Origin of the sequence: Pseudomonas sp. Leaf59 (assembly GCF_920984685.1) — a bacterium.
Lineage (GTDB): Bacteria > Pseudomonadota > Gammaproteobacteria > Pseudomonadales > Pseudomonadaceae > Aquipseudomonas.
Genome location: NZ_CAKLBR010000017.1, coordinates 46,980 through 71,623 on the forward strand (window position 1 = coordinate 46,980; position 24,644 = coordinate 71,623).

Sequence of the window (24,644 nt, forward strand, 5' to 3'; positions counted from 1 at the left end):
ACAGACGCGGGATGGAGCAGTCTGGTAGCTCGTCGGGCTCATAACCCGAAGGTCGTCGGTTCAAATCCGGCTCCCGCAACCAAACATCAAAAAAGGCTACTCGAAAGAGTGGCCTTTTTTGTGCGTGCCTGTTTTATCAACAACTGGACCGCGCGTTATTCGAAACGGACGGCCTGGCAGTCCGGCGCGAGGCAAGCCCGCTCGCCACACACCCCCGCTTTCCATAAAAGTGTTTTCAATCGAGCACTTAGGCGATATGAGTGGATTAATCACACTTATTTTCCGCATCCGCCCATTAACGGTTGACACCTCGTCGCGGGGCTGTAGAATGCCGCCCACAGACGCGGGATGGAGCAGTCTGGTAGCTCGTCGGGCTCATAACCCGAAGGTCGTCGGTTCAAATCCGGCTCCCGCAACCAAACATCAGAAAAGGCTGCTCGAAAGAGTGGCCTTTTTTGTATGCGGTGAAAAAGCTCTTCTTAAACAATGACCTGGCATCTTTCATGAAACCCTCCACGGTTTGTTGAGTCCATCTCATTGCACGCTATGCTCAATGTTCAAGCATTACCCTCTACGACCAATGGCCGCTGTCGCCGCCCCCGGTGTTCCGCGTTAATATTCGTACTTATTTTGTCCATAGGGATTGGTAACTTGGCTGGATACCTCCATCCTGTCGCGCACAATCCACGAGGTGATTGATGCGCGCCAACTCGTCTGAACCACAAGAGACCGTCACAGCAGAACAACCGATCGCTCCCGGCCGTTTGCGCTGGCTGGATCTGTTGAGCAAATACCGTCAGCCCATCGGGCTGGCCGTGACCTTGCTGCTGTTCGCTATCGCTCTGATCGCCTGTCGGCATCTGCTGCTGGAGCTGGACCTTTACGCACTTCATGATTCGATTCTGGAAGTGCCCAGGCCCGCCCTGCTCGGTGCGTTCGGCGCGGCCGTCGCCGGCTTTATCATTCTGCTGGGCTATGAGTTTTCCGGCGCACGCTACGCCGGGGTGAAGCTGCCTGCCAAGACCCTGGCCCTCGGCGGCTTCACCGCCTTTGCCATCGGCAACGCGATTGGCCTGTCGATGCTCTCCGGCGGATCGGTGCGTTACCGTTTATATGCACGCCACGGCGTCGGCGCCTCGGAAGTCGCGCACATGACCGTGTTCGCCAGCCTTGCCCTGGGCTGCGCACTGCCACCGCTGGCCGCCCTGGCCACCTTGAGCAACCTGCCGGCGGCTTCGACCTACCTGCATTTGCCGCAAAGCCTGCTCGGCGGTGTGGCCGGCGCCGTGCTGCTGTTGTCGGCCGCGCTGTGCATCGGCATCTACCGCCGTCGCCTGCCGGAACAGCCTTACCCGGACAACCTGCTGGTCAGGGCCGGACGCCGCACCCTGCGCCTGCCGGGTCGTCGCCTGACGTTCCTGCAGTTGATCATCACCGCACTGGATGTGGCCGCAGCCGCCACCGTCCTTTACCTGTTGCTGCCGGAAGCGCCGCCCTTCGGCCCGTTCCTGCTGGTGTACCTGCTGGCCCTGGCCGCTGGCGTACTCAGCCATGTACCGGGCGGGGTCGGGGTGTTCGAGGCGATCCTGCTGGCGGCGTTTGCCGACAAGCTCGGCGCTGCCCCCCTGGCTGCCGCGTTGCTGCTGTATCGCATGATCTACGTGGTGCTGCCGCTGCTGATCGCCTGTGTGTTCCTGCTGGTCAATGAAGCCCAGCGCCTGTTCCAGACCCAGCAGAGTCTGCGGGTTGCTTCAGGGCTGGCGGCGCCAGTGTTGGCCGTACTGGTTTTTTTGTCCGGCGTGGTCCTGCTGTTCTCCGGCGCCACGCCCGAAATCGACTCACGCCTGGAAAACATCGGCTTCCTGATTCCCCACCGCCTGATTGACGCCTCGCACTTCGGCGCCAGCCTGATCGGCGTGCTCTGCCTGTTGCTGGCCCAGGGCCTGCGTCGGCGCTTGTCGGCCGCCTGGATGCTGACCATGGTGCTGTTGCTGACGGGCGCCCTGCTCTCGTTGCTCAAGGGTTTCGACTGGGAAGAAGCCAGCCTGATGACTATGACAGCGGTGCTGCTGGCGATCTTCCGCCGCTCGTTCTACCGCGCCAGCCGCCTCACCGAATTGCCGTTCTCGCCGCTTTATCTGGTGGCCAGCGTGTGCGTACTGGGCGCGTCGATCTGGCTGCTGCTGTTTGCCTATCAGGATGTGCCTTACAGCCATCAGCTGTGGTGGCAGTTCACCCTCGATGCCAACGCGCCGCGCGGCCTGCGCTCGCTGCTGGGCGCCGCGGTGCTGCTGGTGATCGTTTCGCTGACCTGGCTGCTGCGCACCGCCCGCCCGATCATTCACCTGCCGACTCCGGACGAACTGGAGCGCGCCACTCGAATCCTGATGGCCTCATCGCAACCCGACGGCGGCCTGGCACTGACCGGCGATAAAGCCCTGCTGTTCCACCCCAACGACGAAGCCTTCCTCATGTATGCCCGTCGTGGGCGCAGCCTGGTGGCCTTGTACGACCCCATCGGCCCGACCCAGCCGCGCGCCGAAATGATCTGGCAGTTCCGCGACCTGTGCGATATCCACCATGCACGGCCGGTGTTCTATCAGGTGCGCGCTGAAAACCTGCCGTACTACATGGACATCGGCCTCACCGCGATCAAGCTGGGCGAAGAAGCCCGGGTCGACCTCAAACGCTTTGACCTGGAAGCCAAGGGCAAGGAGATGAAGGACCTGCGCTACACCTGGAACCGCGGCACTCGCGATGGCTTGTCCCTGGAGATCTTCGAACCGGGCCAGGCGCCGATGGACGAGCTCAAGGTCATCTCCGATGCCTGGCTGACCGGCAAGAATGTGCGCGAAAAAGGGTTTTCCCTGGGACGCTTCAGCGACGACTACCTCAAGCACTTTCGCATCGCGATCATTCGCTTCGAAGGGCGCCCGGTGGCCTTTGCCAATTTGCTCGAGACCTACAACCACGACCTGGCCAGCCTCGACCTGATGCGCGCGCACCCCGACGCGCCGAAACTGACCATGGAATTCATGATGGTCGGCCTGATCCAGCATTATAAGAACCACGGCTACGCCCGCTTCAGCCTCGGCATGGTGCCGTTGTCGGGCCTGCAACCCCGCCGTGGCGCGCCGCTGACCCAGCGCCTGGGTTCGATGGTGTTCCGCCGTGGCGAGCAGCTGTATAACTTCCAAGGCTTGCGCCGTTTCAAAGACAAATTCCAGCCTGACTGGGAACCTCGTTATATGGCCGTGCCCGCCGGACTCGATCCGCTGGTGGCACTGGCCGATACCGCCGCCCTGATCGCGGGCGGCTTGACTGGATTGGTGAAACGCTGATGATTCGACGTTCCTGGCGGTATGTATTGGCCATCGTGGTGCTGCTCGCTCTGATCGCAGGTGGCGGCTTCTGGTACTGGACCCGCCCTGCACCGCAGCCGGTGCTGGAGCAGATGCCCCAGGCCGATGGCACGGTGATGACCCTTGTGACCCCCGCCACCGCTGCGAAAGCCCGTGTGGCCGTGGCCGTGCCGGCGGACGACACCCTCACCGACAGCCAGTTGATCGCCCTGAGCCAGGGCGGCAAGGCGCAGATCGTTCAGGTGATCCTGCCCAAGGACGATTGCAAGCTGCAGGAACAGGCGCTGCAAAACGCCCTGGGCCAGCTCAAGGGCCCCGCGACCCTGGTCAGCGGCATTGGCCCTGGCGCCGCCCTCGCCTGGCGCTGGCTGGCCACTCAGAACGACGACAAGGCCAACGCCATCTCCGTCGGCTTCGCCCTGGTGCAGGAAGGCTGCAAGGACCCGCTGCCGAAAACCGCCGCCCATGGCAACTGGCTGGTGGCGTGGAACGATAACCCTGACGATGAAAGCGCCAGCTTCGTACGCGATACACCGCGCGCCACCACCAGCATCAGCGACTACGACATCCATTACCCGCAAGTGCTGAACAACGAACTGCGCAAGCAACTGGTGGGTTCGGACAACGGCGGTCTGGCCATCCCGGTGGTCGAAGTGCCCGCCGGTCAAGCCAAGGATACCGTCACGCTGTTCCTCTCCGGTGACGGCGGCTGGCGCGACCTGGACCGCGACGTGGCCGGTGAAATGGCCAAGATCGGCTACCCGGTCGTGGGCATCGACACCCTGCGCTACTACTGGCAGCACAAGAGCCCGGAACAGAGCGCCAAGGACCTCACCGAGCTGATGCAGCACTACCGGCAGAAATGGGGCACCAAGCGCTTCGTGCTGACGGGGTATTCGTTCGGCGCCGACGTACTGCCGGCGATCTACAACCGCCTGCCGGAAAACGAACAGCAACGGGTCGATGCAATCATCCTGCTGGCATTCGCCCGCACCGGCAGCTTTGAAATCGAAGTGGAAGGCTGGCTGGGCAACGCCGGCAAAGAGGCCGCCACCGGTCCGGAAATGGCCAAGCTGCCACCGGAGAAAGTGGTGTGCATCTATGGCGCCGAAGAAGTCGACGAGAGCGGCTGCACCGACAAGACGGCGGTGGGTGAAGCGTTGAAATTGCCGGGCGGGCATCACTTTGATGAAAACTACCCGGCGCTGGCCAAGCGCCTGGTGGAGATCATCGTCAAGCACCAGGCCAAAGCCGAGTAATGACGCAAAACCCAATGTAGAAGAGGGTTTATGTGGGAGGGGGCTTGCTCCCTCCCACATGTGTTTATGGTGAGGCTGAAATTTATCGCGGTTCGATGTGGGCAATCATCAACTGCACGGTTTCATTGCCACGAAACTCGTTCACATCCAGCTTGTAGGCCAACTCCACCCAACGCACCGTCGGGTTCGGCCAGACCTCACGGTCCACCCCAAATGCAATGCCGTCGAGCTTCACCGAGCCGCATTCGCTCTTGAGCACCACTTTCAGGTGCCGCTCGCCCACCACGCGCTGTTCCACCAACTGGAACACACCATGGAACACCGGCTCGGGAAAGTGCTGCCCCCATGGCCCGGCATGACGCAGCGCGCGGGCCAGTTCCAGGTGAAATTCTTCCACGGCCAGGGTGCCGTCGGTCAGCAGGCGACCGGTGAGGTCTTCTTCGCGCAGTTGCCGACGCACTTCGGCATCGAACGCCTGGGCAAACAACGGGAAGTTCGCCTCGGGCAATGTCAGCCCCGCCGCCATGGCGTGGCCGCCGTATTTGGCGATCAGGTTGGGATGCTGGCTGGCAACCACGGCCAACGCGTCACGGATATGAAAGCCCTGCACCGAACGGCCCGAGCCCTTGAGCAAGCCATCGCCCGCATCGGCGAACGCGATGGTCGGGCGAAAATAGCGCTCCTTCATGCGCGAGGCCAGGATGCCGATCACGCCCTGGTGCCACTCCGGGTCGAACAGGCACAAACCGTAGGGCATCGACTCCACCGGCAGGTCCTTGAGCTGGGCCAGGGCCTCGCGCTGCATGCCTTGCTCGATGGACTTGCGGTCCTGGTTCATGCCGTCCAGTTGCGCGGCCATTTCCCGGGCGGCGGCAATGTCGGTGGTGAGCAGGCATTCAATGCCCAGGCTCATGTCGTCCAGGCGACCGGCAGCGTTGAGCCGTGGGCCGAGGATAAACCCCAGGTCGGTGGAGGTGATGCGCGCCGCGTCGCGCTTGGCCACTTCCAGGATCGCCTTGATCCCCGGCCGGGCGCGACCGGCGCGAATGCGTTCCAGGCCCTGATGCACCAGGATGCGGTTGTTGGCATCCAGCGGCACCACGTCGGCGACGCTGCCCAGGGCCACCAGATCGAGCAGATCACCGATGTTCGGCTGCGGCTTGTCCGCGTACCAACCCAGGTCGCGCAAGCGCGCACGCAGGGCCATGAGCACATAGAAGATCACGCCGACGCCCGCCAGGGCCTTGCTGGGAAATTCACAGCCCGGCTGGTTCGGGTTGACGATCGCGTCGGCCGCCGGCAGTTCGTCACCCGGCAAGTGGTGGTCGGTGACCAGCACCTTGAGCCCGGCCGCCTTTGCCGCCGCCACGCCTTCGACGCTGGAAATGCCGTTGTCCACGGTGATCAGCAACTGCGGCTCACGCTGCAGCGCCACGGCGACGATTTCCGGGGTCAGGCCGTAGCCATACTCGAAACGGTTGGGCACCAGGTAATCCACATGGGCCGCGCCGAGCAAGCGCAGGCCCAGGGTGCCTACGGTGCTGGCAGTGGCGCCATCGGCATCGAAGTCACCGACGATCAGGATGCGCTGGCGCTGCTCCAGGGCGACCACCAGCAAGTCCACCGCCGCGTCGATGCCCTTGAGCCGCTGATAGGGAATCAACTGCTTGAGGCTTTTATCCAGCTCGACCTCGGAGCGTACCCCGCGCGCAGCGTAAAGGCGGGTCAACAGCGGTGGCAGATCACCGAGAAACGGCAAGACAGCGGGCAACGGGCGGGGATCGATACGCATGGGACGGGATGGGATCTCTATGGGGGGGATTTTAGCTTCAAGCTTCAAGCTTGCGGCTGCAACTCTTCAACCGCGCTCGCCAACCAGCCACTGCAATTGCACTTCATGCTGACCACGGTCGTCGGTGACAAAAATGGTGCCTTCACTGATCATCACGTCCCACTTGATCACCCGTGGCATGTCCTTGGCCAACACCTCCAGGATTTCCTGGGGCACGGCGGCGATGTGCACGTTCTTCAGGTTATTGGCCACCGGGACCACCTTGCCTTCCCACACACGCAGGCTGCCGTAGGCCAGCAGGCTGGTGCGTTCGGTTCGGCGCGAGCACCAGGTCAGACGGTCGGCATCCGGCTGGCCGACTTCGATCCAGTGCAACACACGGTCATCCAGGCTTTTTTCCCACAGGGCGGGCTCGTCCACATCCGACAGGCCGCGCCCGAACGCCAGTTGCTCGTTGTACCAGAGGGCGTAGGCCAGCAGGCGTACGGTCATGCGCTCTTCGGTTTCCGAAGGGTGGCGGGCGATGGTCTGTTTGACGCTCTCGTACACCGAACGATCAAGGTCGGTGAGGTTGAGTTCGAATTTGTAGGTCGTGGACGGCTGGGCCATGAACGGGCTTCTAGAGACAGGGAAAGGCGGCCAGTCTAACCGATGGAGAGCTCATTCAACGAATCCTGCGCTGCATCATCCTTATCCCTGAGCGGCGCGCCTATGTTAAAAGCATCACATCCCCTCCCCGCCCAGCGCAGACAAGGATCATTATGTCGTTTAATGCCAAGCCGCTTGCCGGCCTCAAAGTCATCGAACTCGGCACCCTCATCGCCGGCCCGTTTGCTTCGCGCATCTGCGCCGAGTTCGGCGCCGAAGTGATCAAGGTCGAGTCACCGGACGGCGGCGACCCGCTGCGCAAATGGCGCAAGCTGTATGAAGGCACTTCGCTGTGGTGGTTCGTGCAGGCGCGCAACAAGAAGTCGCTGACGCTGAACCTCAAGCATCCCGATGGCCTGGCGATTCTCAAGCAGTTGCTGGCAAACGCCGACATCCTGATCGAAAACTTCCGCCCCGGGGTGCTGGAAAAGCTCGGCCTGGGCTGGGAAACCCTGCATGCGTTGAACCCGAAACTGGTGATGGTGCGCCTGTCGGGCTTTGGCCAGACCGGCCCGATGAAAGACCAGCCAGGGTTCGGCGCGGTGGGCGAGTCGATGGGCGGGCTGCGCTATATCACCGGCTTCGAGGACCGTCCGCCGGTGCGCACGGGCATCTCCATCGGCGATTCGATTGCCGCACTGTGGGCGGTGATCGGCGCATTGATGGCGCTGCGTCATCGTGAGGTCAATGGCGGGCTGGGCCAGGTGGTGGATGTGGCGCTGTATGAAGCCATCTTCGCCATGATGGAAAGCATGATCCCGGAATTCGACGTATTCGGGTTTATCCGCGAGCGCACCGGCAACATCATGCCCGGTATAACACCGTCCTCGATCCACACCAGCGTCGACGGCAAGCACGTGCAGATCGGCGCCAACGGCGACGCGATTTTCAAGCGTTTCATGTCGGCCATCGGCCGTGAAGACCTGGCGAACGATCCGCAACTGGCCAGCAATGACGGGCGTGACAGCCGTCGCGATGAGCTGTACGGCGTGATTGATCGTTGGGTCAATTCCCTGCCGCTGGAGCAGGTGGTGGAGCAGTTGAACAAGGCCGACGTACCCGCCAGCCGAATCTACAGTGCCGAAGACATGCTCGGCGATCCGCAGTTTCTCGCGCGGGAGATGTTCCTCAAGGCCCAATTGCCGGGCGGCAAGGACTTCAAGATGCCGGGCATCGTGCCCAAGCTTTCGGACACGCCGGGCAGCTGCGAATGGGTCGGGCCGCAATTGGGCGAGCACAATGGCGTGTTGCTGACCGAGTTGGGCTATGACGCGGCGGCGATTGTTCGCCTGCGCGAACAAGGCGCGATCTGACGCCGTGACAAATCGCGGGCAAAAAGAAACCCCGAAGCGTGGGGAGACACTTCAGGGTTAAACGTGGCCTTACAATGACCAGTACAACAAGCCACAAACACCGGAGCACAATGTTTGCTCTTGCTGTTACAAAATCTGACCGAGCATGCTGTGGGAAGTTTCCATCAATAAACAATTCTTCATGCCAGCGCGGCGCCACGTGTCTGGGCCGCGCTGCGCAGGGCTGCGATGACCGAGGGCTCCAGGCGCCCTTCGGCAATCTTGATGTCGCGCAGCAGGCAATCCACCACATCCACCAGCAAACGTTTATCCATCAATTGCACCTGGTCGACTTCACGCTCGACCACGATGGCGCCGGCAGGATTCTTCACGGTCACCAGGCTCTCGCCCTGCACACCAGAGGTGGTCAGCGTAACCTGATAAGGGCTCAGTGCTTCGTCGAGCAATAGGCTGATACTTTCCATCTCGATCACCACTCAATAGTTCGGGAACAATCGTCTTAACGGGTGCTGCATCTATCCTAAGTGACTGGTTCTGACGTAGGAAAGTTCGCTTTTTCGTCTTTCAACGGTTGCAGGGGGATGACGAGACCAGCATGCGCTCGCAACATGACAAGTAAAAAACGGCGGCACATACCTGCTTACGCAATGGGCTGCTGTTTTGGGGTTTGCCGGGCGTTGAGGCTGCAGGTGAATCCTATACTCGGTGAGCGCTGCACGACTGAGCGCATGTCAAAAGGCCCTGATTGCGAAGGATGATTACGACGGTGGAACCCAATGAACAGCAGAACTCAACAGACAGAATGCATGCGGAGGTGTCACGCATTTTTGCCGAGATTGCCCGGATGAACGCGGAGCAGAACAAACTCAACAAGGAATCCTTGAAGATAACCTGTGAAACGTTCTGGTACCCAGTGGCTATCGCGACGGGCTTTTACGCCGCTGTTGGCACGGTAATAGTAGTGGCACAGAAACTATTCTCGTGACGCTGATGTTTTTGCCGGGCAAAAGAGCGCATGTCAAAGGCCCCTGTTGCGAAGGATGATTACGATGGTTGAAAACAAAGAGGAGCAGGCAACAATGGAGAGGATGCATGCCGATGTAAGGCGTATCTACGCCGAGATATCACGCATGCAGGCAGAGCGAGACAAGCTCAAGTCCGAGTCACTGAAGATTACCTGTGAAACGTTCTGGTACCCCATGGGGGTGGCGATGGCCGTAGTGGCAACCATCGCTTCAATCACCGGAGTGGCAATCAAACTGCTTATGTAATCAGGACGCTGCCGGGCCTGCCACATACAAAAACGCCGCTGCCCCAGGGATGGGAAAGCGGCGTTTCGATTCTCGCGGGATGCCTTACAAAGGCTTGCCTCGATTGCCATGCTGGCTGACAAACGCCTGCACTGCCTTCAGGTCATTGGCGAGCACTGTGCAGCGCTCTTCACGCTCAAACAGGTCGGCCATGTGCTTGGGCAACTCCAGCGCCTTGCCAACGCCGGCCTTCTCCACCGCTTCCGGGAATTTGACCGGGTGCGCGGTGCCGAGGATCACCATCGGAATATCCAGGCTGCGACGGCATTCGCGCGCTGCCTTTACGCCGATGGCAGTGTGCGGGTCGAGCAGTTCACCGGTCCGGGCATAGACTTCAGCGATGGTTTCGCAGGTTTGCGCGTCGTCCACGGCCAGGGAATCGAACAGCTTGCGGGTTTCGGTCCAGCGCTCCTGCTCGACGCTGAAACCGCCACCGCTCTTGAAGTTGCTCATCAGGTCGGCAATAGCAGCTCCGTTGCGACCGTGCATATCGAACAGCAGGCGCTCGAAGTTCGACGAGACCATGATGTCCATCGACGGTGACAGCGTGGCGTGCAGGGTTTCCTTCACATACCCGTTGCCGCTCATGAAGCGGTGCAGGATGTCGTTGCGGTTGGTGGCGACGATCAACTGGTTGATCGGCAGGCCCATGTTGCGCGCCAGATAGCCGGCGAAGATGTCGCCGAAATTGCCGGTCGGCACCGAGAACGACACCGAACGCGCCGGCCCGCCCAGCTGCAGCGAGGCATGGAAGTAGTAGACGATCTGGGCCATGATCCGCGCCCAGTTGATCGAGTTCACCGCCACCAGACGCGTACCTTTGAGGAAACTCTGGTCAGCAAAGCTGTTCTTGACCATTTCCTGGCAGTCATCGAAGTTGCCTTCGATGGCGATGTTGTGGATGTTCTCGCCAAAAATCGTGGTCATCTGCCGACGCTGCACTTCCGATACACGCTGATGCGGGTGCAGGATGAAAATGTCGACGTTCTCGCAGTGCTTGCAGCCTTCGATGGCCGCTGAACCGGTGTCACCGGAGGTGGCGCCCATGATCACCACGCGCTCGCCGCGCTTGGCCAGCACGTAATCAAGCAGACGACCCAACAGTTGCAGGGCAAAGTCCTTGAACGCCAGGGTCGGACCGTGGAACAGCTCAAGCACCCACTCGTTGCCGTCCAATTGGCGCAACGGTGCGATGGCACTGTGGGAAAACACGCCGTAGGTTTCTTCCAGGATCTTCTTGAAGTCCGCATCCGGGATGCTACCGGTGACGAACGGGCGCATCACCCGGAACGCCAGCTCGTGGTATGGCAGGCCCACCCACGAAGCGATTTCTTCCTGGGTGAAACGTGGCAGGTTTTCCGGCACGTACAGGCCGCCGTCGGTGGCGAGGCCTGTCAGTAAAACGTCTTCGAAGTTCAGGGCCGGTGCCTGGCCGCGGGTGCTGATATAACGCATGACTGGCTCCTCTACAACATTCTCGAACAGAGGCCGCCGTGCTCACGGGGCCCCTGGAACAGATCGGTTAATTCAAGTGTTCGACACGAATCCGTACCACCGGCCCCACCACGCCTTGCAGGGCTTCCATGGCGGCGATGGCTTCGTTGATATGCCGTTCGAGCACACGGTGGGTCAGCAGGATCATCGGCACCTGGCCGTTCTGCTCCTCGACTTCCTTCTGCATGATCGACTCGATGTTGATCCCGCGCTCCGACAGGATGCTGGCGACCTGGGCCAACACGCCCGGATGATCCTGGGCCTGGATACGCAGATAGTAGGCACTTTCGCACGCCTCGATCGGCAGGATCGGATGGGCCGACAGCGAGTCCGGCTGGAAGGCCAGGTGCGGCACGCGGTTTTCCGGGTCGCTGGTCATGGCGCGAACCACATCCACCAGGTCGGCGATCACCGACGAAGCGGTCGGCTCCATGCCAGCACCGGCGCCGTAGAACAGGGTGGAGCCAGCGGCGTCGCCGTTGACCATCACGGCGTTCATCACGCCGTTGACGTTGGCGATCAGGCGATCAGCCGGGATCAGCGTCGGGTGTACACGCAACTCGATACCTGCCGGGGTGCTGCGCGCCACGCCAAGGTGCTTGATGCGGTAGCCCAGGGCTTCGGCGTAATTCACGTCGGCGGTGGTCAATTGGGTGATGCCTTCGGTGTAGGCCTTGTCGAACTGCAGCGGGATACCAAAGGCGATGGAGGCCAGGATGGTCAGCTTGTGGGCAGCGTCGATGCCTTCCACGTCGAAGGTAGGGTCGGCTTCGGCGTAACCCAGGGCCTGGGCTTCGGCGAGCACGTCTTCAAAGGTACGGCCCTTCTCGCGCATCTCGGTAAGGATGAAGTTACCGGTGCCATTGATGATGCCCGCCACCCAGTTGATGCGGTTGGCGGACAGGCCTTCCCGGATCGCCTTGATCACCGGGATGCCACCGGCCACGGCGGCTTCGAACGCTACGATCACGCCCTTCTCCCGCGCCCTGGCGAAGATTTCGTTGCCGTGCACGGCAATCAGCGCCTTGTTGGCGGTGACCACGTGCTTGCCGTTTTCGATGGCCTTGAGCACCAGCTCGCGGGCCACGGTGTAGCCGCCCACCAGCTCGATGACGATATCGATTTCAGGGTTGCTGGCCACGGCGAAGACATCGTTGGTCATCGCAATACCGGTCGTTTGGAACTGAGGCTTTGGCGAACGCGTGGCAATCTGCGCCACTTCAATCCCGCGACCTGCACGGCGGGAAATTTCCTCAGCATTGCGCTGAAGTACGTTGAAGGTACCGCCACCGACGGTCCCTAACCCACAGATGCCTACTTTGACCGGTTTCACTGAAGAACTCCCCATGAAACGGCCGACGCTAGGTCGGCCGTGGAAAACAGCCGCACAACTGCGGCTTTCAATTAGTGGCCCGCAGGTTTGGCGGCGAGCCCTGATCGTCGAAGCATCGACGATGCTGGTTTATTTGGCATTCAAAGCCAGTTTGGCAACTTGTGGTGCCGGCTGGTAGCCCGGAATCACCTGACCGTCAGCCAAAACGATGGCCGGTGTACCGTTCACGCCGATGGACTGACCGAGGGCAAACTGTCTGGAAACCGGGTTGGCGCATTTGGCGGCCTTGATTTCCTTGCCATCGACCATCTTGTCCATGGCAGCTTTCTTGTCGGCCGAGCACCATACCGCCTGCAACTGCTCGTCACCCGGCGAACCCAGGCCCTGACGCGGGAAGGCGACATAACGCACTTCCACACCCAGCTTGTTCAGCGCCGGCACTTCGGCGTGCAGCTTGTGGCAGTAAGGGCAGGTGGTATCGGTGAACACGGTGATGTGGGTCTTGGTCTCGCCGATCGCCGGGTACACGACGGTCTCAGCCACCGGAATGCCGTTGATCAACCTGGACACGCCCAGGCGTTCGGCTTTCTCGGTCAGGTTGACCGGTTTGCCGTCCTTGAGCTGGAACAGGTAGCCCTGGACGACGTACTGGCCGTCGGCACTGGCGTACAGCACGCGACTGCCCTTGAGCTTGACTTCATACAGGCCGGCCATGGGGCTGGCGCCGATGCTTTCGATGGGTGTGTCGAGCTGCAGGTTGGCCAGGCTCTTGCGAATGGCCTGCTCGGCGGCGTCATCGGCGAAGGCAACGCTGGAAACCAACGCAATGGCTGCGGCGGCAATAATCTGGATCAAGCGCATGGAAACTCCTGAGGGGCAGATGCAGGGACGGTACAGTTATGCCGATTGGAAACTCGGGGGGTGGACCGTCGCCTTTGCTAACCGGCAAAGCCTACCACAGTTGGGCCGCAGGGCAGCCCGTGGCGGCATAAATTGGGCGTTTTCAGCCCCTCGGGTGGTGCCTGGCATGCATATCCTGCAGGCGTGCCCGCGCAACGTGGGTGTAGATCTGGGTGGTGGACAAGTCGCTGTGGCCGAGCAGCATTTGCACCACCCTTAAATCGGCGCCGTGATTGAGCAAGTGGGTAGCAAAAGCATGGCGCAAGGTGTGCGGCGACAGGGCCTTGCCGATCCCGGCGACTTTCGCCTGGTGCTTGATCCGATGCCAGAAGGTCTGTCGCGTCATCTGCTCACCGCGCTGGCTGGGGAACAGCACATCGCTGGGACGCCCGCCGAGCAGTTCATGGCGCGCATCGCGCATGTAGCGCTCCACCCACACAATCGCCTCCTCGCCCATGGGCACCAGCCGCTCCTTGCTGCCCTTGCCCATTACCCGCAACACGCCCTGGCGCAGGTTGACCTGCTCCAGGGTCAGGCTGATCAACTCGGTCACCCGCAGGCCGCACGCGTAGAGCACCTCCAGCATGGCCCGGTCACGCTGGCCGATGGCTTCGCTCAGGTCGGGGGCGGCGAGCAAAGCGTCGACGTCGGCCTCCGACAGCGACTTGGGCAATGGCCTGCCCAGTTGCGGCATGTCGATCTGCAGGGTCGGGTCGAGGGCGATGAGCTTTTCCCGCAGCAAATAACGGTAAAAGCCACGCACGCCCGAGAGAAATCGTGCGGTGGAACGCGGCTTGTAATGCTGCTCCAGGCGCCAGGCGAGGTGATCGAGAATCAGCTCGCGACCAGCGTTGATCAGTTCGAGTTGCTTTTCCTGCAGCCAGCCGTTGAACAAGGCCAGGTCGCTGCGGTAGGCCTGGCGAGTGTTGTCCGACAGGCCTTTTTCCAGCCAGAGGGCGTCGAGGAAGCGGTCGATCAGAGGGTGGTCGATGGCGGGCATGGGGGCTCAGGCTGGTGGCGGTGGTGTCGGGTAGATCCTATCGCAGGCAAGCCAGCGCCCACACTTGAATATGTTTACACATCAACATGTGGGCGCTGGCTTGCCCGCGATAGCTGCAACTCGGCTTTGGGCCAGTCAACAAATCCCGCGCACAAAAAAGCAGCCCGAAGGCTGCTTTTTTCTGCATCGGAACGCTGGACTTAAGCCAGTTTTTCCTTGATGCGAGCTGCTTTACCGGACAGGTCACGCAGGTAGTACAGCTTGGCTTTACGTACGTCACCGCGACGCTTGACGGCCATGCTGTCGATCTGCGGGCTGTAGGTCTGGAAAGTACGCTCTACGCCAACACCGTTGGAGATTTTACGAACAGTGAAAGCACTGTTCACACCACGGTTACGCTTGGCGATTACCACGCCTTCGAACGCTTGCAGACGCGAACGGTCGCCTTCCTTCACTTTCACCTGAACGACAATGGTGTCGCCCGGGGCAAAGGTAGGGATCTCTTTGGTCATCTGCTCTGCTTCGAGTGCAAGGATGATTTTGTTAGTCATGCTGTGCTCCTAAGGTAAGTCAATGGACCTACCATCGATACGTTTAACTATCGTCCCGCGCGAGGATGTATTCCTCGAGCAGCTTCTTCTCTTCTCCAGAAAGCGAGCGGCTATCCAGAAGATCGGCGCGTCGTTCATAGGTCCTACCAAGGGACTGCTGTAAACGCCAACGCCGGATGTGTGCGTGATTGCCACTTAGCAACACGTCGGGAACACGCTGATCCGCATACACCTCCGGGCGGGTGTAATGCGGGCAATCCAGCAAACCATCCGTGAAGGAATCTTCCTCCGCGGAGTCCGCATGCCCTAAAGCTCCAGGCAGCAGCCGTGTAACCGCATCTATCAGGACCATCGCCGGCAGCTCACCGCCAGACAGGACATAGTCCCCAATCGACCACTCTTCATCGACATGAGCGTCAATAAAACGCTCGTCAATGCCTTCATAGCGACCGGCAATCAGGATCAATGCTTCCTCATTCGCCAGTTCGCGGACCCCAGCCTGTTTCAGCTGACGGCCTTGAGGGGACAGGTAAATTACCTTCGCCTTCTCCCCAGCAGCTGCCTTGGCCTGAACCAGTGCGTCTTCCAGGGGCTTGATCTTCATCACCATGCCCGGGCCACCGCCAAATGGGCGGTCGTCCACAGTGTGATGCCGATCCGTCGTGTAGTCTCGCGGGTTCCAACAGGTGAGCTGCAACAGCCCCTGTTTCACCGCCCGACTGGTGATGCCATACTCGCTGATGGCGGAAAACATCTCGGGAAACAAACTGATCACTTCAATGCGCAAATTAGCCACGCCTAGAAGTCCGCATCCCATTCCACCTTCATCTCGCCTGCGGCCAGGTCGACGGCCAACACGCAGTGCCCGGTATAGGGCAACAGCCGTTCGCGATCATCCAGGCTGCCAGCGCAAGGCTTGACCACCATTACATCATTGGCGCCGGTTTCCAGAAGATGATCGATTTTCCCGAGCAATTGCCCCAGTTGATCAATAACCTTCAGACCTTCCAGCTGGTACCAGTAGTACTCGCCATCGGTCAATTCAGGGAACAGGTTGCGCGGCACGCAGATCTCATAACCGGCAAGAAGACGAGCTTCTTCACGATCATCAAGACCCTTGAGCTTTGCGACCAGGAACTTGTCGCTCCCGCGCCCACTGACCAGCTCGACCTGTTTCACACTACCTTCGCGCTTGAGCGTCCAGGTCTTGTACTGCAACAGGTTTTCAGTCGGATCAGTAAAGGAATACACCTTCACTTCGCCGCGAACGCCATGAACAGAGTAAATCTTGCCGATAACGATCAAATCATCAGCAACAGTTGGCGTCGCGTTCATATTGCTCAGGCTGCGGCCTTAGCCGAGTCCTTCAACAACTTTGCAACGCGCTCGGATGGCTGTGCACCCACGCTCAGCCAGTAGGCTACGCGCTCTTGGTTCACGGACAGACGAACTTCTTGACCACGAGCGATCGGGTTGAAGAAACCAACCTGTTCCTTGTGCGAACCGTCGCGCGGGTTGCGGCTGTCGGTTACGGTCAAGTGGTAAAACGGGCGCTTTTTGGAGCCGCCAAGGGCAAGACGGATTGTTAGCATGTGAACATCGTTCCTGTAGTCGGTGCTGCAAATCTAAATGCACAGCGGGCATAGGTGCCCGAAAGGCCGCATATTCTAAGGAATATCCGGACTTTTGCAAATGTCTTTTTCCGGCGCCTGCCCGCGTGCCATTCAGATCTGCTATAGAGCCGTCGTTAAAAACGGCGAGTCAGCCCCCGCCAACGGCGGGTTTGCTGGAGATCCCACATCCCTGTGGGTCGGAGCGCACGCTGTGCCTGCGCTCGAATACTTTACATTTTCGGCATGCCACCGCCGGGCAACATACCGCCCATGCCGCGCATCATCTTGGCCATTCCGCCCTTGGCGGAGAATTTCTTCATCATCTTCTGCATCTGCTTGTGCTGCTTGATCAAGCGACCGATGTCCTGCACCTGAGTGCCGGAGCCCATGGCGATCCGACGCTTGCGCGAACCGCTGATCAGCTCAGGGTCGCGGCGCTCGGCCGGGGTCATGGAATTGATGATGGCTTCCATCTGCTTGAACTGCTTCTCTGCCGCGCCCTGGGCATTGCCCATCTGCGCCAGGTTCACACCGCCGATGTTCGGCAGCTTGTCCATCAGGCCACCAAGGCCGCCCATGTTCTTCATCTGCTGCAGCTGGTCACGGAAGTCTTCGAGGTCGAAGCCCTTGCCCTTCTTCAGCTTCTTGGCCAGCTTGTCGGCCTTGTCCTTGTCGAGGGTGGCTTCGGCCTGCTCGATCAGGCTGAGCACGTCGCCCATGCCGAGGATGCGCGAAGCGATACGCTCAGGGTGGAACGGCTCGAGCGCTTCGCTCTTCTCGCCCATACCGATGAACTTGATCGGCTTGCCGGTGATGGCACGCACCGACAGCGCGGCACCGCCACGGGCATCGCCGTCGACCTTGGTCAGGATCACGCCGGTCAGCGGCAGCGCGTCGCCGAAGGCCTTGGCGGTGTTGGCCGCATCCTGGCCGGTCATGGCGTCGACCACGAACAGCGTCTCGACCGGATTGATCGCGGCATGCAGCGCCTTGATCTCGCCCATCATCTCTTCGTCGATGTGCAGGCGACCGGCGGTGTCGACGATGACCACGTCGATGAACTTCAGTTTGGCTTCTTTAATAGCTGCGTTGGCAATGTCGACCGGCTTTTGGCTCAGGTCCGACGGGAAGAAGGTCACGCCCACTTCGCCCGCGAGCATTTCCAGCTGCTTGATGGCGGCCGGACGGTAGACGTCAGCCGACACCACCATTACCGACTTCTTCTTGCGCTCTTTAAGAAAGCGCGCCAGTTTGCCGGCCGTGGTGGTTTTACCCGCGCCCTGCAGACCGGCCATCAGCACGACGGCCGGCGGCACGGCGCTGAGGTTCAGGTCTTCGTTGGCGGCGCCCATCAGGCTTTCGAGTTCGGCCTGGACGATCTTCACGAACGCCTGGCCCGGGGTCAGGCTGCGCGACACCTCAGTGCCGACCGCACGCTCCTTGACCGAGTTGACGAAGTCCTTGACCACCGGCAGGGCGACGTCGGCTTCCAGCAACGCCATGCGCACTTCGCGCAGGGTGTCTTTAATATTGTCCTCGGTCAGCTTGGCCTTGCCGGTAACGTGGCGCAGCGTCTGCGAGAGACGGTCAGTCAGGTTTTCAAACATGCGCGATCCTTTCAGGCCCCATTCATCGAAATGCTTTGGTAGACCGAGGTAATGACGGCCCAGGCTGTGGTAAATCGCTATTAAAAACAGCGCTCGGCGAGCCTGCGGCGTGGGCAGGTCGCGGATTATAGCGAAGACTGCGCCCATGCACACCCGCTGTCTGGCCCGGGAGTCTTTCGTGCAACGTCTGTGTATGCCAAACTCAGCGCCTTTCGGGCTTTCCTTTCAGGATTTATGCTTCCCTTGTCACCCAGTTTGCTACCCAGCCTCGCCGCCGCCATCCTGTATGCCGCTGCGACCCTCTACCAGGGCACCCGCCTGGCCAAATGCGTCAAGGCCGACAAACGCCTGCTCGCAGGCCTTGGCGGCCTCGCCCTGGTGGCGCACGTCGCCAGCCTGTTTACCCACCTGATGACGCCGATCGGCCTGGGCCTGGATTTTTTCAGCGCCGCCAGCCTGATCGCGGCGGCCGTGATCGGCCTGACGCTGATCGCCTGCACGCGCATCCCGGTGGAAAACCTGCTGGTGCTGCTCTTCCCGCTGGGCGTGCTCACGGTGCTACTGGCGCAGTTCGCCCCCACCGGCACGGTGCAGGTGATCGATGAAGAGCCGGGCATCCTGTCGCATATCCTGCTGTCGATCCTCGCCTACGGCATGTTCACCATCGCGGTGTTCCAGGCCCTGCTCCTGCTGCTGCAGGACCACCAGCTCAAACATAAACACCCTTCTGGCCTGATCAAGAACTTCCCGCCGCTGCAAACCATGGAAAGCCTGCTGTTCGGGTTCCTGTGGGCCGGCTGGACGCTCCTGTCGCTGTCGCTGATTTCCGGCTGGCTGTTCGTCGAGAACCTGTTTGCCCAGCACCTGGTGCACAAAACCCTGCTGGCGTGCCTGGCCTGGGTGGTGTTCAGCGTGCTGCTGTGGGGCCGCAACCGCCTCGGCTGGCGCGGGCACAAGGCAATCCGCTGGACCCTGGCCGGTTTCTGCCTGCTGATGCTGGCCTATTTCGGCAGCAAGCTGGTTCGCGAATACATCCTGCATATCTGACGGGCAGTACACATGGACAACTTGCCCCTGGGGCCGATGCTCGCGGTAATCGCCCTGCTGGTGTTATGGGCGGCGCTGTTTACCGCCATCGAAGCCGCCCAGCAGCACCTGCTGGCCCTGCGTCCCGGCACGCGCCAGGGTGACAAGGCGGCCGCACGCCTGAACTTCCCGCGTAACAGCCTGATCCTGTGCAACACCCTGTGCCGGGGCGTGGTGGTGATTCTCTGCACCCTGCTGGCGATTTATGCGTGGGCGCAAAACGGCCCCTGGCTGGGCTGGGCGATCTCCAGCGCCCTGCTGCTGGTGCTGGCCGACTACCTGCCCCGCGCCCTGGCCACCCGCCACCCTCAGGCGGTGCTGGGGTTTGGCAATGTGCTGCTGGGCCTGCCGTTGAAACTCCTCTACCCCCTGGCCTGGCTGCTCAATGCTTTGAGCTTGCTGCTATTGCGCCCGTTTGCGCGCAAACCCGGCGTGGTGAAACACAGCGATGACCCACTGCCCGATCATGACGACGAGCCGCAAGCCGACACCGATGAAGACCGCACGCCTGGCATGCCCGGTATCCATGCGCTGGACAACATCACGGTGAATGACATCCTGGTGCCGCGCAGTGAAGTGGACGGCATCAACCTGGATGATTCGATCGACGAAATCATCGAGCAACTGCGCAATACCCTGCGCACCCGACTGCCGGTGTTTCACAGCGACATCAACCAGGTCGAAGCCGTGCTCAATACCCGGCAGATCCAGCACCTGCTGCCCGATGCCCGCCTCACCAAAGACGGCTTGCTGAGCGCCTGCCACGAACCCTACTTCGTCCCGGAAAGCACGCCACTGCAACTCCAGTTGCTGAACTTCCACAAACAACAGCGGCGTCTGGGCATGGTGGTGGATGAGTACGGCGAAGTGATGGGCATCGTCACCCTGGAAGATATCCTCGAAGAAATTGTCGGCGAGTTCGAGAACGAGCAAAGCTCGGACAACCCGCATATCGAGGCCCAGACCGATGGCCGCTACATCATTGACGGCGCCGCCTCGATCCGCGACCTGAACAAGAGCCTGACCTGGCACCTGCCCAGCGACGGCCCCAAGACCCTCAACGGCCTGGTGACCGAAGCACTGGAGACCATTCCGGATTGCGCGGTATGCCTGAAGATCGGCCGGTACCGCCTGGAGATCCTCGAGACCGAGGACAACCGGGTCAGCAAGGTGCTGATCTGGCACACCAGCCGTGTGCCTGTCGCGATCTGACAAAACACAGCTCACCCTGAGGGAGACCTGCCCCCTCCCGCACTGGATTTGCGGTAGCTGATGCCACGCTGTTGTTCCTATAATCCCTGCGAGCCCCGCCCACCCAGTCCTATGGGTGTTCGACCAATAACAACGACCGCCAGGGATACCTCATGACCACCACGTATAGCGAGGCAGCGCCTGCCGCCCCGAGCAATTCGACCGCACGGGTTGCCACCGCAAGCATCGTCGGCACCGCCATCGAGTTCTACGACTTCTATATCTACGCCACCGCAGCTGCACTGGTGATCGGTCCGGTGTTCTTCCCGCAGACCTCCGGCACCGCGCAGATGCTCGCGTCGTTCCTGACCTTCGGCATCGCCTTTATCGCCCGTCCACTGGGCTCGGCGCTGTTCGGCCACTTCGGTGACCGCATTGGCCGCAAGTCCACGCTGGTCGCGTCGCTGCTGCTGATGGGCGTATGCACTACGCTGATCGGCTTGCTGCCCGGTTACGACAGCATCGGTGCCTGGGCGCCGATTCTGCTGTGCGTGCTGCGCTTCGGCCAGGGCCTGGGCCTTGGCGGGGAATGGGGCGGCGCGGCGTTGCTGGCCACCGAGAACGCTCCCAAGGGCAAGCGCGCCTGGTTTGGCATGTTCCCGCAACTGGGTCCGTCCATCGGCTTCCTGGCGGCCAACGGTCTGTTCCTGATTCTGGCGATGAGCCTGAACGACGAGCAGTTCCGCAGCTGGGGCTGGCGTATTCCATTCATCCTCAGCGCGGTGCTGGTGATGGTCGGCCTGTACGCCCGCCTGAAGCTGCATGAAACCCCGGTGTTCGCCAATGCCGTCGCCAAACAGGCGCCGGTGAAAGTGCCCCTGGTGGAACTGTTCAGCCAACATTGGCTGCCGGTGCTGCTGGGCGCTGCGTCGATGGTGGTGTGCTATGCGCTGTTCTATATCACCACGGCGTTTTCCCTGAGCTACGGGGTGTCGACACTGGGCTACAGCCGCGAAACCTTCCTCGGCCTGCTGTGCTTTGCGGTGCTGTTCATGGGGCTGGCGACACCGCTGGCGGCGCTGGCCAGTGATCGCTACGGGCGCAAGCCGGTGCTGATCGTCGGCGCGATCCTGACGATGCTGTCGGGCTTCACCATGGAACCGCTGCTGACCCAGGGTTCGACCTGGGGGGTCGCCTTGTTTCTGGCCCTGGAGCTGTTCCTGATGGGGGTGACGTTCGCCCCGATGGGCGCGCTGCTGCCGGAGCTGTTCCCGACCCGCGTGCGTTATACCGGCGCTTCGGCTGCGTATAACCTGGGTGGCATCGTGGGGGCTTCAGCGGCGCCGTTCTTCGCGACCAAGCTGGTGGCGATGGGCGGGCTGAGTTATGTGGGCGGGTATGTGTCGGCGGCGGCGCTGATCAGCTTGATTGCGGTGCTGTGCCTGAAAGAGACGCGGGATAACGACTTGAACAAGGTGGCCTGATAGAGCGCTATCGGGAGCAAGCCCCCTCCCACATTTGATCGTGGTTCACAGGGTTGGATGTGTGAATACATTCAAATGTGGGAGGGGGCTTGCTCCCGATGCTTTTAGAGCTCTACAACAACAGCCTTCGAAGCACGGGTCGCCTTGGCTCGAGCCGCTTCAATCGACTCATCCCGCGCCAACGCCACACCCATGCGGCGCTGGCCATTCACCTCCGGCTTGCCAAACAACCGCAATGCCGTGTCCGGCTCGCTCAACGCGGCACCGAGGTTGGCAAATGCGGTCTGCGTCGATTGACCTTCCACCAGAATCACCGCCGACGCCGACGGGCCGAACTGACGAATCAACGGAATCGGCAGGCCAAGAATGGCGCGCGCGTGCAGGGCAAACTGCGACAGGTCCTGGGAAATCAGGGTCACCAGGCCAGTGTCATGGGGGCGCGGCGACACTTCGCTGAACCACACCTGATCGCCCTTGATGAACAACTCCACACCAAACAGACCGCGACCGCCCAGGGCCTCGGTCACCGCTTTGGCAACGCGCTCGGATTCCGCCAGGGCCACCGGGCTCATGGCCTGGGGCTGCCAGGATTCCTGATAGTCGCCCTTCTCCTGACGATGACCGACCGGCGCGCAGAACGTGGTACCGCCGATGTGGCGCACGGTCAGCAGGGTGATTTCGTAGTCGAAGTCGATAAAGCCCTCGATGATCACGCGGCCCTTGCCGGCACGCCCGCCTTCCTGCGCGTAATCCCACGCCTGGCGCACATCCTCGGCGCTACGCAACAGGCTCTGGCCCTTGCCCGACGAACTCATCACCGGCTTGACCACACACGGGAAGCCCAGGTCCTGCACGGCCTTGCTGTAGTCTTCGAAGGTATCGGCAAAGTGATACGGCGAGGTCGGCAGGTCCAGTTCTTCGGCAGCCAGGCGACGGATGCCTTCACGGTTCATGGTCAGCGAGGTGGCACGCGCGGTCGGGATCACGGTGAAGCCTTCGGCTTCCAGCTCGACCAGGGTGGCGGTGGCGATGGCTTCGATTTCCGGCACGATGAAGTGCGGTTTTTCCGCCTCGATCACCGCGCGCAGGGCGGCGCCGTCGAGCATGTTGATCACGTGACTGCGATGCGCCACCTGCATGGCCGGCGCGTTGGCGTAGCGATCCACGGCAATCACTTCAACGCCCAGGCGTTGCAGCTCGATCACCACTTCCTTGCCCAGCTCACCGCAGCCACACAGCATTACGCGGGTCGCGGTCGGCGACAATGGAGTTCCGATTCGGGTCATCTCAGGTCCTCAGGGGAGCGGATCATGGGGAGAAAGGCCGGCATTTTACATGAACTGTAAAAATTGGCCTCAGTTGGCGACAGCCCGTTTACGCAGACGCCAGGCCATGATCAACCACACCACCGTGACGCCGGCGAATTTCGACACCAGCGCCGTACCTGCAACGGCCGGGGTCAGCGCGCCGATCAGACCGAAGAAGATAAAGGTATCCAGAGGAATGCTCAGCGCCGAACTGATCCACAGGCGGTCATGCAACGGCCGCTGGGTGATGCTGAACACCAGCCAGTCGATGCATTCGGACACTGCGAACGCCGTGGCGCTGGCCAGCGCGATGGACGGGTCGGAGGTGATGTAGGACAGCACCAGCGCGGCCAGCATGGCAATGATCGCACCGTGGCCGAAGCGGGTTTGCACCATGTCGCGCAGGATGAACACCAGCCCGCCCCAGGCGGACCAGATGACGTCCAGGTGCGGGGCGGTGGAGAAGGCGAAGTTGATCAGCACGACGCTGCCGATGTAGGCGATCAGGAAGAGCATGGGGTAGAGCCTGTGGGTAATTAGGTTGTCAGATAAGGCCTCATCGGGAGCAAGCCCCCTCCCACATTTGATCGGGTTCACCCAGTTGGATGTGTGAATACATGCAAATGTGGGAGGGGGCTTGCTCCCGATGGCGGTGGTTCAGGCGCCGGACTTGCCCGGCATCATAAACACCAACCCACCGGCCACCGCCCGCTCATGACACAACCCCAGCACCACCCGGCGCTCGGCATTGTCCATGCGGCTCCAGCGCGTAATCTCGGCCACCGTGCGCTGGCAGCCGGTACAGATATCGTCATCATCCAATGCACAGATGCTCACACACGGCGAGGCGACGGGACGTTCAGCCGGGTTCATGCCTGCTGCTCGGCCAGGTCGCGCGCATACCGCTGGGCGTTATGCACATAGTGCGCGGCGCTGGCTTCGAGCATGCGCTTCTGCGCCTCGGTCAGCTCACGCACCACCTTGCCCGGCGAGCCCATTACCAGCGAGCCGTCGGGAATTTCCTTGCCCTCACCGATCAGCGAATTGGCGCCGATGATGCAGTGCTTGCCAATTCTGGCACCATTGAGAACCACCGCGTTAATGCCGATCAGGCTGTAATCGTCGACGCTGCAGCCGTGCAGCATGGCGTTATGGCCGATGGTCACGCCGGTGCCCAGGGTCAGCGGGTAGCCCATGTCGGTGTGCATCACGCTGCCATCCTGCACATTGCTGTTCCTGCCGATCAGGATCAGTTCATTGTCGCCCCGCAACACCGCGTTGAACCAGACGTTGGCGCCCTCCTCCAGCTTGACCTTGCCCACGAGTGTGGCATTGGGTGCCACCCAGCTGTCAGGGTGGGTCTCGACGCGGGCGTCGCCCAGGCGGTATTTCAT

The 24,644-nt window shown here is 61.3% G+C and carries 24 protein-coding genes and 2 tRNA genes; 10 read left to right on the forward strand and 16 right to left on the reverse strand.

Translation table 11 applies throughout. From position 1 onward, the window contains the following. The first annotated feature begins 5 nt into the window (after positions 1-5). The 4 genes from LUB09_RS17710 (at position 6) to LUB09_RS17725 (ending at position 4,621) form a co-directional block, all read left to right on the forward strand. Positions 6-82, forward strand: a tRNA-Met gene (locus tag LUB09_RS17710). 260 nt (positions 83-342) lie between these two features. Continuing rightward, positions 343-419: transfer RNA gene (locus LUB09_RS17715), tRNA-Met, on the forward strand. Positions 420-698: 279 nt separating this feature from the next. Then, on the forward strand, positions 699-3,341 hold the full coding sequence (mprF, locus tag LUB09_RS17720) for a bifunctional lysylphosphatidylglycerol flippase/synthetase MprF (RefSeq protein WP_057007228.1): 2,643 nt from the start codon (positions 699-701) through the stop codon (positions 3,339-3,341). Continuing rightward, positions 3,341-4,621, forward strand: a complete 1,281-nt coding sequence (locus LUB09_RS17725) for a virulence factor family protein (RefSeq protein ID WP_209984413.1) — start codon at positions 3,341-3,343, stop codon at positions 4,619-4,621. Before mprF ends, LUB09_RS17725 begins: the two co-directional genes overlap by 1 nt. 82 nt (positions 4,622-4,703) lie before the next feature. Here LUB09_RS17725 and recJ read toward each other — a convergent pair whose 3' ends face one another. After that, entirely contained in the window at positions 4,704-6,413 is a 1,710-nt protein-coding gene (gene recJ / locus LUB09_RS17730; RefSeq protein WP_231423214.1) for a single-stranded-DNA-specific exonuclease RecJ, read from the reverse strand. Between the two features lie 66 nt (positions 6,414-6,479). Further along, positions 6,480-7,022, reverse strand: a complete 543-nt coding sequence (locus LUB09_RS17735) for a YaeQ family protein (RefSeq protein ID WP_003238901.1) — start codon at positions 7,020-7,022, stop codon at positions 6,480-6,482. 152 nt (positions 7,023-7,174) lie between these two features. Between LUB09_RS17735 and LUB09_RS17740 the strand changes: the two genes are divergently transcribed. After that, positions 7,175-8,374 (forward strand): CaiB/BaiF CoA transferase family protein, encoded by a 1,200-nt coding sequence (locus LUB09_RS17740; RefSeq protein WP_231423216.1) that lies wholly within the window; start codon positions 7,175-7,177, stop codon positions 8,372-8,374. A 179-nt stretch (positions 8,375-8,553) separates the two neighbouring features. Here LUB09_RS17740 and LUB09_RS17745 read toward each other — a convergent pair whose 3' ends face one another. Then, complete coding sequence (locus LUB09_RS17745; RefSeq protein ID WP_231423217.1) at positions 8,554-8,838, reverse strand: DUF3509 domain-containing protein; 285 nt, start codon at positions 8,836-8,838, stop codon at positions 8,554-8,556. Positions 8,839-9,128: 290 nt separating this feature from the next. On the opposite strand from LUB09_RS17745, the gene LUB09_RS17750 reads away from it, so the two are divergent. Both LUB09_RS17750 and LUB09_RS17755 read left to right on the forward strand, forming a co-directional pair. Then, positions 9,129-9,359, forward strand: coding sequence for a hypothetical protein (locus LUB09_RS17750; RefSeq protein ID WP_209984424.1), 231 nt, complete (start codon positions 9,129-9,131; stop codon positions 9,357-9,359). Between the two features lie 64 nt (positions 9,360-9,423). Then, positions 9,424-9,645 (forward strand): hypothetical protein, encoded by a 222-nt coding sequence (locus LUB09_RS17755; RefSeq protein WP_015372877.1) that lies wholly within the window; start codon positions 9,424-9,426, stop codon positions 9,643-9,645. Between the two features lie 84 nt (positions 9,646-9,729). On the opposite strand, the gene thrC is transcribed toward LUB09_RS17755, so the two are convergent. From thrC to ffh, 9 genes are all read right to left on the reverse strand, one after another. Further along, complete coding sequence (gene thrC, locus LUB09_RS17760) at positions 9,730-11,139, reverse strand: threonine synthase (protein ID WP_057007235.1); 1,410 nt, start codon at positions 11,137-11,139, stop codon at positions 9,730-9,732. 67 nt (positions 11,140-11,206) lie between these two features. Further along, positions 11,207-12,511, reverse strand: a complete 1,305-nt coding sequence (locus LUB09_RS17765) for a homoserine dehydrogenase (RefSeq protein ID WP_209984430.1) — start codon at positions 12,509-12,511, stop codon at positions 11,207-11,209. A gap of 129 nt (positions 12,512-12,640) precedes the next feature. Further along, complete coding sequence (locus LUB09_RS17770; RefSeq protein ID WP_209984432.1) at positions 12,641-13,372, reverse strand: disulfide isomerase DsbC N-terminal domain-containing protein; 732 nt, start codon at positions 13,370-13,372, stop codon at positions 12,641-12,643. 142 nt (positions 13,373-13,514) lie between these two features. Beyond that, entirely contained in the window at positions 13,515-14,411 is an 897-nt protein-coding gene (xerD, locus tag LUB09_RS17775; RefSeq protein WP_209984434.1) for a site-specific tyrosine recombinase XerD, read from the reverse strand. Positions 14,412-14,611: 200 nt separating this feature from the next. After that, positions 14,612-14,962 (reverse strand): 50S ribosomal protein L19, encoded by a 351-nt coding sequence (gene rplS / locus LUB09_RS17780; RefSeq protein WP_003175895.1) that lies wholly within the window; start codon positions 14,960-14,962, stop codon positions 14,612-14,614. A gap of 43 nt (positions 14,963-15,005) precedes the next feature. After that, entirely contained in the window at positions 15,006-15,779 is a 774-nt protein-coding gene (trmD, locus tag LUB09_RS17785; protein WP_209984441.1) for a tRNA (guanosine(37)-N1)-methyltransferase TrmD, read from the reverse strand. Continuing rightward, the gene (rimM, locus tag LUB09_RS17790) at positions 15,761-16,297 is read right to left on the reverse strand and encodes a ribosome maturation factor RimM (protein ID WP_057007239.1); all 537 of its coding nucleotides are present in this window, start codon (positions 16,295-16,297) and stop codon (positions 15,761-15,763) included. Before rimM ends, trmD begins: the two co-directional genes overlap by 19 nt. 5 nt (positions 16,298-16,302) lie before the next feature. Continuing rightward, a complete protein-coding gene (gene rpsP / locus LUB09_RS17795; protein WP_003238923.1) occupies positions 16,303-16,554 on the reverse strand; it encodes a 30S ribosomal protein S16 in 252 nt (83 codons plus the stop codon). Between the two features lie 251 nt (positions 16,555-16,805). Continuing rightward, positions 16,806-18,182, reverse strand: a complete 1,377-nt coding sequence (gene ffh, locus LUB09_RS17800) for a signal recognition particle protein (RefSeq protein WP_003193965.1) — start codon at positions 18,180-18,182, stop codon at positions 16,806-16,808. A gap of 234 nt (positions 18,183-18,416) precedes the next feature. Here ffh and LUB09_RS17805 point away from each other — a divergent pair, with 234 nt between their 5' ends. From LUB09_RS17805 to LUB09_RS17815, 3 genes are all read left to right on the forward strand, one after another. Then, positions 18,417-19,229 carry a cytochrome C assembly family protein gene (locus LUB09_RS17805; protein WP_373460566.1) on the forward strand — a complete coding sequence of 271 codons (813 nt, stop codon included), beginning with the start codon at positions 18,417-18,419 and terminating at the stop codon, positions 19,227-19,229. 12 nt (positions 19,230-19,241) lie between these two features. Beyond that, on the forward strand, positions 19,242-20,480 hold the full coding sequence (locus LUB09_RS17810) for a transporter associated domain-containing protein (RefSeq protein ID WP_209984447.1): 1,239 nt from the start codon (positions 19,242-19,244) through the stop codon (positions 20,478-20,480). Between the two features lie 152 nt (positions 20,481-20,632). Further along, positions 20,633-21,943 carry an MFS transporter gene (locus LUB09_RS17815; protein WP_209984450.1) on the forward strand — a complete coding sequence of 437 codons (1,311 nt, stop codon included), beginning with the start codon at positions 20,633-20,635 and terminating at the stop codon, positions 21,941-21,943. 104 nt (positions 21,944-22,047) lie between these two features. On the opposite strand, the gene purT is transcribed toward LUB09_RS17815, so the two are convergent. The 4 genes from purT to LUB09_RS17835 all read right to left on the reverse strand — a co-directional run bounded on the left by purT (position 22,048) and on the right by LUB09_RS17835 (position 24,644). After that, on the reverse strand, positions 22,048-23,229 hold the full coding sequence (gene purT, locus LUB09_RS17820) for a formate-dependent phosphoribosylglycinamide formyltransferase (protein ID WP_209984453.1): 1,182 nt from the start codon (positions 23,227-23,229) through the stop codon (positions 22,048-22,050). Between the two features lie 69 nt (positions 23,230-23,298). After that, entirely contained in the window at positions 23,299-23,766 is a 468-nt protein-coding gene (locus tag LUB09_RS17825; protein ID WP_209984456.1) for a preQ0 transporter, read from the reverse strand. 141 nt (positions 23,767-23,907) lie between these two features. Then, the gene (locus tag LUB09_RS17830; RefSeq protein WP_209984459.1) at positions 23,908-24,123 is read right to left on the reverse strand and encodes a DUF1289 domain-containing protein; all 216 of its coding nucleotides are present in this window, start codon (positions 24,121-24,123) and stop codon (positions 23,908-23,910) included. Next, on the reverse strand, positions 24,120-24,644 hold the full coding sequence (locus LUB09_RS17835; protein ID WP_231423218.1) for a gamma carbonic anhydrase family protein: 525 nt from the start codon (positions 24,642-24,644) through the stop codon (positions 24,120-24,122). The genes LUB09_RS17830 and LUB09_RS17835 overlap by 4 nt, the downstream gene beginning before the upstream one ends.

What these genes read in the sequence shown, in the direction of transcription:
- mprF (WP_057007228.1), top strand. Translation starts at nt 699, where the DNA reads ATGCGCGCCAACTCGTCTGAACCACAAGAGACCGTCACAGCAGAACAA.
- LUB09_RS17725 (WP_209984413.1), top strand. Translation starts at nt 3,341, where the DNA reads ATGATTCGACGTTCCTGGCGGTATGTATTGGCCATCGTGGTGCTGCTC.
- recJ (WP_231423214.1), bottom strand. Translation starts at nt 6,413, where the DNA reads ATGCGTATCGATCCCCGCCCGTTGCCCGCTGTCTTGCCGTTTCTCGGT.
- LUB09_RS17735 (WP_003238901.1), bottom strand. Translation starts at nt 7,022, where the DNA reads ATGGCCCAGCCGTCCACGACCTACAAATTCGAACTCAACCTCACCGAC.
- LUB09_RS17740 (WP_231423216.1), top strand. Translation starts at nt 7,175, where the DNA reads ATGTCGTTTAATGCCAAGCCGCTTGCCGGCCTCAAAGTCATCGAACTC.
- LUB09_RS17745 (WP_231423217.1), bottom strand. Translation starts at nt 8,838, where the DNA reads ATGGAAAGTATCAGCCTATTGCTCGACGAAGCACTGAGCCCTTATCAG.
- LUB09_RS17750 (WP_209984424.1), top strand. Translation starts at nt 9,129, where the DNA reads ATGATTACGACGGTGGAACCCAATGAACAGCAGAACTCAACAGACAGA.
- LUB09_RS17755 (WP_015372877.1), top strand. Translation starts at nt 9,424, where the DNA reads ATGGTTGAAAACAAAGAGGAGCAGGCAACAATGGAGAGGATGCATGCC.
- thrC (WP_057007235.1), bottom strand. Translation starts at nt 11,139, where the DNA reads ATGCGTTATATCAGCACCCGCGGCCAGGCACCGGCCCTGAACTTCGAA.
- LUB09_RS17770 (WP_209984432.1), bottom strand. Translation starts at nt 13,372, where the DNA reads ATGCGCTTGATCCAGATTATTGCCGCCGCAGCCATTGCGTTGGTTTCC.
- xerD (WP_209984434.1), bottom strand. Translation starts at nt 14,411, where the DNA reads ATGCCCGCCATCGACCACCCTCTGATCGACCGCTTCCTCGACGCCCTC.
- rplS (WP_003175895.1), bottom strand. Translation starts at nt 14,962, where the DNA reads ATGACTAACAAAATCATCCTTGCACTCGAAGCAGAGCAGATGACCAAA.
- trmD (WP_209984441.1), bottom strand. Translation starts at nt 15,779, where the DNA reads ATGGGATGCGGACTTCTAGGCGTGGCTAATTTGCGCATTGAAGTGATC.
- rimM (WP_057007239.1), bottom strand. Translation starts at nt 16,297, where the DNA reads ATGAACGCGACGCCAACTGTTGCTGATGATTTGATCGTTATCGGCAAG.
- rpsP (WP_003238923.1), bottom strand. Translation starts at nt 16,554, where the DNA reads ATGCTAACAATCCGTCTTGCCCTTGGCGGCTCCAAAAAGCGCCCGTTT.
- ffh (WP_003193965.1), bottom strand. Translation starts at nt 18,182, where the DNA reads ATGTTTGAAAACCTGACTGACCGTCTCTCGCAGACGCTGCGCCACGTT.
- LUB09_RS17805 (WP_373460566.1), top strand. Translation starts at nt 18,417, where the DNA reads ATGCTTCCCTTGTCACCCAGTTTGCTACCCAGCCTCGCCGCCGCCATC.
- LUB09_RS17810 (WP_209984447.1), top strand. Translation starts at nt 19,242, where the DNA reads ATGGACAACTTGCCCCTGGGGCCGATGCTCGCGGTAATCGCCCTGCTG.
- LUB09_RS17815 (WP_209984450.1), top strand. Translation starts at nt 20,633, where the DNA reads ATGACCACCACGTATAGCGAGGCAGCGCCTGCCGCCCCGAGCAATTCG.
- purT (WP_209984453.1), bottom strand. Translation starts at nt 23,229, where the DNA reads ATGACCCGAATCGGAACTCCATTGTCGCCGACCGCGACCCGCGTAATG.
- LUB09_RS17825 (WP_209984456.1), bottom strand. Translation starts at nt 23,766, where the DNA reads ATGCTCTTCCTGATCGCCTACATCGGCAGCGTCGTGCTGATCAACTTC.
- LUB09_RS17830 (WP_209984459.1), bottom strand. Translation starts at nt 24,123, where the DNA reads ATGAACCCGGCTGAACGTCCCGTCGCCTCGCCGTGTGTGAGCATCTGT.
- LUB09_RS17835 (WP_231423218.1), bottom strand. Translation starts at nt 24,644, where the DNA reads ATGAAATACCGCCTGGGCGACGCCCGCGTCGAGACCCACCCTGACAGC.